9 protein-coding genes are annotated in these 11,706 nt (G+C 59.7%); 4 read left to right on the top strand and 5 right to left on the bottom strand.

Going from position 1 to position 11,706, the window contains the following annotated elements:
* Positions 1–90 precede the first annotated feature (90 nt).
* Positions 91–1,374, top strand: coding sequence for a pilus assembly protein TadG-related protein (locus tag AC1DUP_RS25580; protein ID WP_113301092.1), 1,284 nt, complete (start codon positions 91–93; stop codon positions 1,372–1,374).
* Positions 1,375–1,421: 47 nt separating this feature from the next.
* Here AC1DUP_RS25580 and gor read toward each other — a convergent pair whose 3' ends face one another.
* From gor to rpiA, 3 genes are all read right to left on the bottom strand, one after another.
* The gene (gene gor / locus AC1DUP_RS25575; RefSeq protein WP_477835359.1) at positions 1,422–2,807 is read right to left on the bottom strand and encodes a glutathione-disulfide reductase; all 1,386 of its coding nucleotides are present in this window, start codon (positions 2,805–2,807) and stop codon (positions 1,422–1,424) included.
* Positions 2,808–2,915: 108 nt separating this feature from the next.
* Complete coding sequence (locus tag AC1DUP_RS25570) at positions 2,916–3,497, bottom strand: DUF2059 domain-containing protein (RefSeq protein ID WP_113301090.1); 582 nt, start codon at positions 3,495–3,497, stop codon at positions 2,916–2,918.
* 17 nt (positions 3,498–3,514) lie between these two features.
* Entirely contained in the window at positions 3,515–4,213 is a 699-nt protein-coding gene (gene rpiA, locus AC1DUP_RS25565; RefSeq protein WP_113301089.1) for a ribose-5-phosphate isomerase RpiA, read from the bottom strand.
* A 193-nt stretch (positions 4,214–4,406) separates the two neighbouring features.
* Between rpiA and AC1DUP_RS25560 the strand changes: the two genes are divergently transcribed.
* On the top strand, positions 4,407–5,123 hold the full coding sequence (locus AC1DUP_RS25560; RefSeq protein ID WP_477835357.1) for an HAD family hydrolase: 717 nt from the start codon (positions 4,407–4,409) through the stop codon (positions 5,121–5,123).
* Positions 5,124–5,131: 8 nt separating this feature from the next.
* Here AC1DUP_RS25560 and AC1DUP_RS25555 read toward each other — a convergent pair whose 3' ends face one another.
* Complete coding sequence (locus AC1DUP_RS25555) at positions 5,132–5,821, bottom strand: hypothetical protein (protein ID WP_477835355.1); 690 nt, start codon at positions 5,819–5,821, stop codon at positions 5,132–5,134.
* A gap of 388 nt (positions 5,822–6,209) precedes the next feature.
* The gene (locus AC1DUP_RS25550; protein WP_113308400.1) at positions 6,210–8,099 is read right to left on the bottom strand and encodes a L,D-transpeptidase family protein; all 1,890 of its coding nucleotides are present in this window, start codon (positions 8,097–8,099) and stop codon (positions 6,210–6,212) included.
* A 418-nt stretch (positions 8,100–8,517) separates the two neighbouring features.
* Between AC1DUP_RS25550 and fumC the strand changes: the two genes are divergently transcribed.
* Both fumC and AC1DUP_RS25540 read left to right on the top strand, forming a co-directional pair.
* On the top strand, positions 8,518–9,909 hold the full coding sequence (gene fumC, locus AC1DUP_RS25545) for a class II fumarate hydratase (RefSeq protein ID WP_113301085.1): 1,392 nt from the start codon (positions 8,518–8,520) through the stop codon (positions 9,907–9,909).
* Between the two features lie 211 nt (positions 9,910–10,120).
* Positions 10,121–11,404 carry a carbohydrate porin gene (locus AC1DUP_RS25540; RefSeq protein WP_477835352.1) on the top strand — a complete coding sequence of 428 codons (1,284 nt, stop codon included), beginning with the start codon at positions 10,121–10,123 and terminating at the stop codon, positions 11,402–11,404.
* Positions 11,405–11,706 lie beyond the last annotated feature (302 nt).

Raw genomic sequence — 11,706 nt, 5'->3', positions numbered from 1 at the left:
AACTAGCGTTAAGACGATGTATACCATGCTATTTTCCGGCTAATTTAGATTTTGAACGTACAGAATACCCTAATAAAATAGGGGTTCAGCATGGGTATCGTTTCGTCCGCTTTCCTATCGGACCGGTCTGGCAATTTCGGCATCATGACGGCGCTTTTGATGGTGCCGCTGGTCGGCACCGCCGGGCTGGCGCTGGACTATGCCCATGCGCTGAGCCTGCGCACCCAGCTCTACGCCGCCGCCGATGCCGCCGCCGTCGGGTCGATTTCCGAAAAATCGGATGCGGTGGCAGCTGCCATGATCATGCAGGGCAATGGCACCATCTCCGTCGCAAAGACGGATGCTCGCAGCATCTTCTTCTCGCAGATGTCCGGCGAGCTGACCTCGGTGCCGGTGAATTTGAGCATCGACGTCACCAAGACGGCCAACAAGCTCAATTCGACGGTGACCTTCAGCGCCACCGTGCCCACCACCTTCATGCACGTTCTCGGCCAGGACGCGATCACCATATCGGGCACGGCGACGGCGGAATACCAGACCGCCTCGTTCATGGATTTCTACATCCTGCTCGACAATACGCCGTCCATGGGCGTCGGAGCGACCCCGACCGACGTTTCCAAGCTGGAGGCCAAGACGGGCTGTGCCTTTGCCTGCCACCAGATGGACCAGAGCACCAACAACTACACGATTGCCAAGAGCCTTGGCGTTGCGATGCGCATCGACGTGGTACGCCAGGCAACCCAGGCGCTGACCGACACGGCCAAGAACGAGCGCATCAGCGCCGACCAGTTCCGCATGGGTGTCTACACCTTCGGCACCAAGGCCGAGGACGCCAAGCTGACGACGATCTCGGGCCTCACCTCCGATCTCAATAAGGTGAAGAACTATACCGACGCCGTCGATCTGATGACCATTCCTAAGCAGAATTACAATCAGGACCAGCTCACCAGCTTCGACGGCGCCATGACGCAGATGAACACCATCATCGATCCCTCGGGCGACGGCACGTCGAATATCAGCCCCGAGAAGATCCTGTTCTTCGTGTCCGATGGTGTCGGCGACAGCTATAAGCCGTCGACATGCACCAAGAAGACTACCGGCGGCCGCTGCCAGGAGCCGATCGATACGTCTTTCTGCAAGCCGCTCAAGGATCGCGGCGTCAAGATCGCCGTGCTCTACACCACCTACCTGCCACTGCCGAGCAACAACTGGTACAATGACTGGATCAAGCCCTTCCAGAACGAAATCCCCTCGCGCATGGCGGCCTGCGCCTCGCCCGGCCTCTATTTCGAGGTGTCGCCGACCGACGGCATCGCCGAGGCGATGAAGAAGCTGTTCCTGAAGGTCATCCGTGCGCCGCGCCTGACCAGCTAACCACGCTCGCCTGCCGCTGGTGCGGCAGGCTCGATCCTGTCAAAAGATCAGACCCGCTGGCCGTCGCGGATGCGGTAGCTCGGCGCATACATCGTCACCAGTTCTTCGGCCGCCGTCGGGTGCAGCGCCATGGTGCGGTCGAAATCGTCCTTGGTGCAGCCGGCCTTCAGCGTGATGCCGAGAAGCTGCGCCATCTCTCCGGCGTCGTGACCGAGGATGTGGGCACCGACAACCTTGCGACTTGCGGCATCGACGATCAGCTTCATGATCATCTTTTCCGCCCGGCCGGAGAGTGTAGCCTTCAGCGGCCGGAACTGGGCGCGATAGACTTCCAGCTCCTTGTAGCGCTTGCCTGCCTCTTCCTCTGATAGCCCGACAGTGCCGATCTCCGGCTGCGAAAAGACTGCCGTCGGGATCAGGTCGTAATCCGGTTTGGTCGGATTGTTCTTGTATTCGGTCTCGATGAAGCACATGGCCTCGTGGATCGCGACCGGCGTCAGCTGTACCCGATCGGTGACATCGCCGAGCGCATAGATGTTCTCGACATTGGTGCGCGAATAATCGTCGACGAGGATGGCGCCGCGCTCGTTGACGGCGACACCGGCATTGTCGAGCCCAAGCCCCTGCGTATTCGGGTCGCGGCCGAGCGCCAGCATGACGATACCGGCATTGAGCGTGCCGTTCTTCAGCGTCTCGATGACGAGGCCGTTTTCGCCCTTCGTTACCCGCTGCATCACATCCTGACAGAGGATGCGGATGCCCTTTGCAGCCATCGCCTCATGCAGGCCGCGGCGTAGGTCTTCGTCGAAGCGCGAGAGGATTTCGGCGCCGCGATAGATCAACGTCGTCTCGACGCCGAGGCCATGAAAGATATTGGCGAATTCGACGGCAATGTAGCCGCCGCCGGCAATCAGGATGGATTTCGGCAACTCTTCGAGATGGAAGGCCTCGTTGGAGGAAATGCAGAGCTCATGGCCGGGCAGCGCCTCATGCGGGTTCGGCCTGCCGCCGGTCGCGATCACGATGGTCTTGGCCGTCACCGTCTCGCCGGTCTTCAGGAGCTTGATCGTATGCGCATCGACGAGCTCGGCACGCGTCTCCAGGATCTCGGCATTGGCGCCGGCAAGCCCCTTCTTGTAGAGCCCTTCCAGCCGCGCGATCTCGCCGTCCTTGGCGGCAACCAGCTTCTTCCAGTCGAACGAGCTTTCGCCGACCGTCCAGCCGAATCCGGCTGCATCCTCGAAATGTTCGTGGAACTGAGAAGCATAGACGAAGAGCTTCTTCGGCACGCAGCCGCGGATCACGCAGGTGCCGCCGTAGCGGTATTCTTCGGCGATCGCCACGTTCTTGCCGAGCGAGGCTGCGACGCGCGCGCTGCGCACGCCCCCCGAACCGCCGCCGATGACGAAGAGGTCGTAGTCGAAGGTGGGCATGATGATCTCCGGAGGGAATCGCTGCGTGGGTGGTTCACATATAGGAGTGAGCTGTAGAAAAACAAAAGCCCGGACGATGCCGGGCTTTTGCGAAAGTTGAAGGCGGCCTTACGGCTTGGCTGGTGCCGGTGCGGCGGCCGGAGCCGGGGCAGCCGGTGCAACCGGGCTTTCGGTTGCCGCCGGCGGAGCCTTGATGACCTTGGAAAGCTCGACATTGCTCTGCTTTTCGAGGTCGCGGGAAATGCCCTGCGCCCAGATATCGGCAGCCTTGGCGGTTTCGCGCGAGGCAACCGGGCCGTCGCGCAGCAGCTTCTTGCCGATGTCGGAATTGTAGAAATCGGCGATCGCCTTCAGCTCTTCGACCGTGAAAGCCTTGGCATAGGTCAGAGCTGCTTCCTTTTCGAGGTCGGCACGGCGCGGCGCCAGAGCCAACGCTTGCGCATCGACGGTCGCGGAGATGACATCCTGATAGTTCGGCGAATCCTGGATGAGACCGGCCTTCAGACGTTCGGCCAGACCCGGCAGGATGTTGTCGTACTGGGTGGTTGCGCCGATCGCGTCCATGGCCGCGCGGGCAGCCTTCAGCTGCTCCTCGGATGCTTCCTGCGCTCTTGCGGCAGAGCCGAAGGCAAGCCCGGAAAGAACGATGGTCGCAGCGGCAAGACGGCCAAGGCCTGCAATGTTCATCATGAGTTTCTATGCTCCTGTTATCTGTTTGCCTGCAGCGTGCGGGCACCTGCAGGACCGGCAATGATCGCAAGCGCCGCCATGTTGATGAAAAGCCCGTGCTCCACGACACCGGGTATGGAATTCAGTTCCCTCGAAAGCGCCTCTGCATCAGGAATGCGGCCAAAAGATGCATCGATAATGAGATGTCCGCCGTCAGTGGTAAACTCTCCGTCACCGGATTGGCGAAGCTTCAGTTCGCCCGTCAGACCGAGGCGCGAGGCGGTCTTTTCGATAGCCATGCGCGTCGAAACGAGGCCGAATGGATTGACCTCGATCGGCAGCGCGAAGGCGCCGAGTGTATCGACGAGCTTGCTCTCGTCAGCGATGACGATCATCCGCGTCGAAGCTGCAGCGACGATCTTTTCGCGCAGCAGCGCACCGCCGCCACCCTTGATGAGCCGCAAGCCTGCATCGACTTCGTCAGCACCGTCGATGGTGAGATCGAGCTGTGGTAGCTCGTCCAGTGATTTCAGGGGAACGCCGAGTTCGACGCAGAGCCGAGCGGTGCGTTCGGACGTCGGGACGCCCTCGACCCTGAAGCCGGCTGCAACCTTTTCAGCGAGCAGACGGACGAATTCCTCTGCCGTGCTTCCGGTCCCGATTCCAAGGCGCATGCCATATTCAACATGGACAAGCGCGGCCTCGGCGGCCTTGATCTTCATTTCGCGGGCATCCATGCGCCGCCAGCTCCTGATGTTGCGTTGGATGTGCTGTTTACACGGCTCGTATTGCAAACGAAAGCCAAAATCATCGTCTTTGGATTGAAAGCCACCCGTTTCGGCTGCGACGTTTCTCTCTGATATCCTGGCGTTGCTTTTCGCCCGTTCATCGCCTACTCCCGGATGATCCTACCCGCAAAAAGGCACCACTTTGACCATCGCTCCCGAACATACCGGAAACGCCCTTGTCATCTTCGATCTCGACGGCACGCTTCTCGATACCCATGTCGATCTGGTCGAAAGCCTGAACTACACGATCGCGGCGCTTGATCTAGCGCCTGTCACCTATGACGACCTCACGCACCTGGTCGGCCAGGGCGCCCGTGTGATGATAGAGCGCGCCTGCAAGCTGCAGGGTCACCCAATCTCGCCTGAAGCCCTGCCCCCGCTCGTCGAGCGCTTCGTAGCCCACTACAGCGCAAACATGCCGGGGCATACCGAGCCCTATCCCGGCCTCGTCGCTGCGATGGATCGCCTGAAGGCATCGGGTTATAGGCTTGCCGTCTGCACCAACAAGCTCGAGGGCCTGGCTAGCGGCCTGCTGGAGAAGCTCGGCCTGACGCATTATTTCGACGCGGTCACCGGCGGCGATACGTTCGAACACCGCAAGCCCGACGCCCGCCACCTCACCGGTACCATCGAGCGCGCCGGCGGGGACATTGCCCGCTCCGTGATGATCGGCGACAGCATCAACGATATCGCCGTCGCGAAAAATGCCGGTGTGCCGGCGATTGCCGTACCCTTCGGCTATTCGGATGTGCCGGTGTCCAGCCTCGATCCGGATGTGATCATCACGCATTTCGATGAGCTGACGGTGGAACTCGTGGAGAGTTTGCTGCGGGATTCTGCTGCTAAGGTTGCTGTCTGAGGCAGGGCTCACTCGGCCATCCGTGCCGATGGAATATCCCTGAAGACACTCCCCATACAGCGTGCAAAGTTGCGCTCTGCTTCATCCGACCGTGTCCTCTCGCCATTCAACCCGAAATCCGTTACATCGAGCTCAATTGGAATGGTTATGTCCTTGTTGCCGCCTCGCTGGTTGAAAGCAACAGCGATTTTGTGAGAGGACTTCGCCGCCTCCTTCAATATTTTCATCGTCGGATCGGCATCAAGCATCAATGTCACGCTTCCGGGCGTCTCGGTATTCCTGGGTTCGTAGAGCCTGTCCATATGGCTCTGCATATTCTCACCCAGCAGGTAGGCTCGCGAGGGAGCCGATGGCGTCAAATTCAACCGGCCGTCGGATGAGATGGCAACCTCATTGACAACCAGCTTTAACATCGTGTTGACGGCATGTTGCGCAGGTGAATCCACGAAATCGCTCGTTCTTATGACACTGACCGATCCGGCAATCCTCAAATACTGCCCGTGCCGGTAGACCCGATCTCGCGTGAGAACAACGAATGTGTACTGGCAACCAGCGTGTCGGCCGTCTTCCAGGAGCAGTGGTTCCCCTATTACCTTCATTGTGCCGAGCGCGGAATCGAGCCTGTCTTCGCTTGCATTGGCTGACGCCACGGCGAGGGACGCAGCAAGCGCCACTCCCGTCAAAAAAGTCCATCTCATCTGATCCCCTCAACCCCGGCATGTTGAAGCCTCACCATAGGGCGGTATGCGAGTCTGTTGAATATCGAAGTTAGCGATCATCCGATGGATAGTGGAGCTATCCGTCCGTTTGCACTCTCATTCACCTGAATTATCTCGATCAAGAAGGGACCGCTCGTTGAAGCGCAGCGCTTTCCCGTCAGCATCCCGCAGGCACCTTCTCCCGCTGGGTAGAAGGGACGCTGTCGCGACGCCTCGCTCCCAATCAAAGTGTCTCATGTCGTTGCAAGCCAAGGGGCGGATGAGAGGCCCACGGTACACCCTCTCCTCAGATTTTTCGTGCGCAGACGCCCAAAACAAAAGGGCGGCCCGAAGACCGCCCGCCCAATTACCCATCCAACGCTTGGAGTCAGATCTGCGCCCCACGTGACTTCGTCGTCACATCAAACGCCTTGTCCACAAAAGCATCGCGACCATACACATCGTCGAAATACTCGATCACGCCGTCCTTGTTCGGCCATGCGGTGAAATAGGACACGTAGACCGGGATCTTCTGCGGCACCTTAACAGCATGGTTCTGGCCGGTGGCGATCTGTTTCGCAACATCATCGACCGTCGTGCCGAGAACGGCAGCCGCCATGGCGCGCGGGTCGGCAAGGCGGACGCAGCCGTGGCTCAGTGCACGCATGTCACGCTTGAAGAAGCTCTTCGAGGGCGTGTCGTGCATATAGATGGCGTGGCTGTTCGGGAACAGGATCTTCAACTCGCCGAGAGCATTGTCGCTGCTCGGCGGCTGGCGCACCGAGACATTCTGCGTCGAGCCGTACCAGTCGACGCTGGAGGACGGAACGGCGCGACCGCCGACTTCGACTTCATAGCCCATCTGGTCCAGATAGTTCGGGTCGGAGCGCAGCTTCGGCAGCATCTCGTTGATGATGATCGACTGCGGCACGCCCCAGAACGGGTTGAACTCGACGGTCTCGATCTCGTCGTCGAAGAAATAGGTCTGGTTGTTCTTGCCGCCGACCACGGTGCGCATCGCAAGCTGCTGCTTGGAGTCGTTATAGTAATAGGCCATGAAGGCCGGCTGGTTGATCATCACGTAGCGCGGGCCGAGATCGTCAGGCAGCCAGCGCGCCTGCTCCATCGCGACAACGAGCTTGTCGACCTTGGACGCATTGGTGTCGCCGCCGGTCATGGTGCGCACAGTCGCCTGGCCGATCACGCCATCGGGCTTCAGGCCATGTTCTTTCTGGAAGTCCTCGACCAGTGACACGATCTCGGGCGAATAGTCGCTGCTGCCTGTATAGGCCGAGAAGGTGGCCGCATGCGCGGTCTTCAGCTCTTCCGAACCGTGCTTCTGGATCGCCTTGACGATGTTGGCGACTTCCGTCGAGCTGTCGCCCGGGCGCAGCAAGGAAGTGAGCGAAATGGTGATCGGCGCTTCGTTCCCGCCGTCGGCGGCGCGCAGCTTGGCAAGCTCGGCCTTCAACGCGAGGAACTGCGTGCTGTCTGGATTGCGGCTGGAAAGATAGGCCGCAACGTCGGGGCTCAGGCGGGAGAGCTTCAGCACCGGATCGAGCTTGACGACCTTGCGCTGGAAATCATGGTATCCGGAGAGCTTGTTCGGGTCGACGCGGCCGCGCGTCGTATCCTGCACATAGGCCAGAACCTTGGAGGAAAGCGCCAGTTCGAACTGCGTCAGCGCCCGGTCGCGGAGATCGGGATCCGGATTGGCCGGATCGATCGTCGGCTCGGACACGGCATAATCGGCCGGATCGAGGCCGACGCTTGCCGCATCGGCAAGTACGGTCAGCGCAGCCTTGCCGCGCTCGCTGACACCTTCGCTGGAAACCCAGACGAGCGGGTTCTTGCCGTCGCCGTAATAGCCCTGCAGGGCCTTGGCGACATCGGTATTGGCGCGAACCTTGGCTTCCGTCAGGAAATGGCGCTGCGGAGCGCCATCGGTCGTGGCAGCGCCCGACACGTCGGCGACCGCGCCGGTCACGACTGGATCGGCAAACTTCGTCGTATCGACGAGCAACAAGGCTTCGGTCTTGTATGTGTAGTAGCGCGGGCTGGAAACCTTCGGCAGTGCGGCTTCCGGATCGATATCGCCGCCAAGGCCGTTACGATTCCCGCGAACCGGAGCCGAGGGGTCCATGATGATCGTGCTCTGGCCGCTTCTTGCCCGGTCGCCGCGCAGCATGTCCATCAGCGTATAGGCATGCGCAGGAACCGCGCCCATCACGCAGGAAAGTGCCAATGCGGAAACCGCGCTTTTCAAAACGAACTTCATCTTGTTTTCCAGTCCCAGTACCATGCTGTTGTCAAGTAAAAAGGCTCAGATCAATTCTTCCAGAATTCCCGGCAGCTGCGGCCCATTCATCAGAAACCGGCCCGCGCCGCCAGCACTTTCAGGCTCAACTTTGTGTGACGGGGTCGAACGCAAGCGCCGTGCAGAAGTTCACACAAAATTATGAAATTATTAGTTAATTTTTTACCGAATTTTCCGCTACGAGAAAGTGTGCTTTGTGACGCTATTTGCATTAATTTCCCAGCGTGACCGAAAGAACACGCTGAAATACGCCGGTAAACATGACAACCGGTTTCAATATTTCGCACTGCGTCCGGTTTTCTTGGAAAGCTTTCCACCCTATAAGTCCCTCATCCTCAAAGACTGCCCTTAACAGCATGTGACAGGAAGGCACGAAGCCATGAGCTCCACCCGCACCGAAACCGATACATTTGGCCCGATCGAAGTTGCCAGCGACCGATATTGGGGCGCGCAGGCGCAACGTTCTCTCGGCAATTTCAAGATCGGCTGGGAAAAACAGCCGCTCTCGATCGTGCGTGCGCTCGGAATCGTCAAGCAGGCTGCAGCACGTGCCAACATGGCGCTCGGCCAGCTGGATGCTGGCATTGGCAAGTCTGTCGTGGATGCGGCCCAGGAAGTGATCGACGGCAAGCTGAATGACCATTTCCCGCTGGTCGTCTGGCAGACCGGTTCCGGCACGCAATCCAACATGAACGCCAACGAGGTGATCTCCAATCGCGCCATAGAAATGCTCGGCGGCGTCATGGGTTCCAAGAAGCCGGTACATCCGAACGATCACGTCAACATGAGCCAGTCGTCGAACGATACCTACCCGACGGCCATGCACATCGCCTGCGCCGAACAGATCGCCCATCATCTTCTGCCCTCGCTGAAGCATCTGCATGCGGCGCTCGACATGAAGGTCACCGAGTTCAGCCACATCATCAAGATCGGCCGCACCCACACGCAGGATGCGACGCCACTCACCCTTGGTCAGGAATTCTCTGGTTACGCCGCGCAGGTCGGCTCCGCCATCAAGCGTATCCAAATGACCCTGCCCGGCCTTTGCGAGCTCGCCCAGGGCGGCACGGCCGTCGGCACCGGGCTCAATGCGCCGGTCGGTTTTGCAGAGAAGGTCGCCGAAGAGATCGCTGTCATCACCGACATGCCCTTCGTGACCGCGCCGAACAAGTTCGAGGCACTCGCCTCGCATGATTCGATGGTCTTCGCCCACGGCGCGATCAATGCCGCCGCCGCTGCCCTCTTCAAGATCGCCAACGACATACGCCTGCTCGGGTCCGGCCCGCGCGCCGGCCTTGGCGAACTGGCACTGCCGGAAAACGAGCCCGGCTCCTCGATCATGCCCGGCAAGGTGAACCCGACGCAGTGCGAGGCGCTGACGCAGGTCTGCATCCACGTCTTCGGCAACCACGCGGCACTGACCTTCGCCGACAGCCAGGGCCATTTCGAGCTCAATGTCTATAATCCGATGATGGCCTACAACTTCCTGCAGTCGGTCCAGCTGCTCGCCGACGCCGCCGTCTCCTTCACGGACAATTGCGTCGTCGGCATCGAAGCCCGCGAAGACAACATCAAGGCCGGCCTCGAGCGCTCGCTGATGCTCGTCACCGCACTCGCCCCCAAGATCGGCTACGACGCAGCCGCCAAGATCGCCAAGACGGCGCATAAGAACGGGACGACCCTGAAGGAAGAAGCGCTGGCGAGCGGGCTGGTAACGTCGGAAGAGTATGACGCGATCGTGCGGCCGGAGACGATGATCAGTCCCATGTGAGCTGACAGATTGAATGATGATGAAAGGGCCGGCTCTGCCGGCCTTTGTTTTAGGCTGGCGACCGAATGTGGCGGGTTGCGATGATTGACCGACACTATTGTGCAATCGACCGGAGCTGGAATAGGCTACCATACTCTGACGAATCGGAGAATCTTTTGGAAGGACGGCGGCCTGATCGCGCGGCTACCTTCCAGTTCGGAGGATGACCGGAGTGCAGTGCTCAAAGCTTGCCGTGGCCGCCATCATGCTCATCGCGCTCGACGGAACTGGCGTCGTCGAAGCCGGAGACGCGATTGCTCCTGTTTCTCCAGCCGCAGCACCCGTCAGCGATCCGGAGCCGTGGCTGTTCGGCGACTGGAACGGGGCTCGGACCAATCTTCGGGACAGGGGCATCGATTTCCAATTCGGTTATGTCGGGGAGTTCGCCTACAACCCGGTCGGCGGCATCGATAGCAAGAGCAGATATGCCGACCAGTATTCGGCCGGAGTGACCTTCGATCTCGACCGGCTGCTTGGGGTCCCCGACGCCAAATTCCAGGTCACGCTCACCCAGCGCACCGGCCGGAACCTGAGTGACGACGCGCAGCTCGGAACCCTGCAGCAGGTACAGGAGGTCTACGGCCGCGGACAGACCATCCGACTGACCGACTTCTGGTACCAGCAGCAGTTTGCGAACGGTCTTATCGACTGGAAGATTGGACGAATGCCCGTCAACGAGGATTTTGCCTCGTTCCCGTGCGATTTTCAGAACCTGACGTTTTGCGGTTCGGATCTCGGAAATCTTGTCGGAGACTACATCTACAACTGGCCGATCAGCCAGTGGGCGACGCGGGCGAAGTTCAATCTGACTGGCTTCGGATATTTCCAGGTTGGCGTCTATGACGTAAACCCTAAATATCTAGGGGTTGATGATCAGGTTCTGCCGGTGTTCTTCAGTCATTCCACGGGCGCATTGATCCCCGTGGAACTGGCTTGGTTGCCGAAGTTCGGAGGCGGAACCTTGCCCGGCAGCTACAAGATCGGCGGCTGGTACGACACCTCCAACGCCGACGACATCGCTGACGACGTCAATGGCGATCCTTTTGCCATTACGGGCCTGCCTGCACGCCGGGATCGGGGACGATACGGTGGCTACCTGAGTTTCCAGCAGCAGATGACGGACAATCTCAGCCTGTTCCTCAACCTTGTCATGGCCGACAAGCGTACATCGACCACCGATCGCCAGATCGCTGCGGGCGTCGTCTACACAGGGCTTTTCAAATCGCGTCCGGAGGATGACGTCGGATTCGCCATAGGCACCACGCACGTCAACAGTCGCGCCTCGACGTCCGACGATCCGCGTGGTTCCGAATACGCTGCCGAGCTCTACTACACGTATCGGCCGCATGCCGGGCTGCTCATCCGTCCCAATCTCCAGTATATCCGCCATCCCGGCGGCACCAGCGACAATGACGACGTTGTCGTATTGGGATTGAAAACCTCGGCAACATTCTAGGGCGCCGTGCGTCCGTTCGGACGCACTAGGGATGCTCTAACTCTTTGAATCTACGCATTGGGCTTTGCGAAAATCGATTCCGATTTTCGGGCCGGTGCTGGGGGCTCAGGCCCATCGATCGATCCGGTAGCCGCACGTTGCCTCGATAAGGATTGCTGCGATGGTGTGCCCGGAGACGATGACCACCTCGATGTGAGCTGATGGGTCAAATGATAATGGAAAGGCCGGCTCTGCCGGCCTCTTTTGTTTGAGGTGGAGACAATAGAGGATTGCCGCACATGGCTCGGTTTCGATGAGGCGAA

Source organism: Rhizobium sp. 01L419 (genome assembly GCF_056400025.1).
The sequence above is the reverse complement of the archived record's forward strand: the minus strand, read 5'-3'. Positions and strand labels throughout refer to the sequence as shown.

What these genes read in the sequence shown, in the direction of transcription:
- AC1DUP_RS25580 (WP_113301092.1), top strand. Translation starts at nt 91, where the DNA reads ATGGGTATCGTTTCGTCCGCTTTCCTATCGGACCGGTCTGGCAATTTC.
- gor (WP_477835359.1), bottom strand. Translation starts at nt 2,807, where the DNA reads ATGCCCACCTTCGACTACGACCTCTTCGTCATCGGCGGCGGTTCGGGG.
- AC1DUP_RS25570 (WP_113301090.1), bottom strand. Translation starts at nt 3,497, where the DNA reads ATGATGAACATTGCAGGCCTTGGCCGTCTTGCCGCTGCGACCATCGTT.
- rpiA (WP_113301089.1), bottom strand. Translation starts at nt 4,213, where the DNA reads ATGGATGCCCGCGAAATGAAGATCAAGGCCGCCGAGGCCGCGCTTGTC.
- AC1DUP_RS25555 (WP_477835355.1), bottom strand. Translation starts at nt 5,821, where the DNA reads ATGAGATGGACTTTTTTGACGGGAGTGGCGCTTGCTGCGTCCCTCGCC.
- AC1DUP_RS25550 (WP_113308400.1), bottom strand. Translation starts at nt 8,099, where the DNA reads ATGAAGTTCGTTTTGAAAAGCGCGGTTTCCGCATTGGCACTTTCCTGC.
- fumC (WP_113301085.1), top strand. Translation starts at nt 8,518, where the DNA reads ATGAGCTCCACCCGCACCGAAACCGATACATTTGGCCCGATCGAAGTT.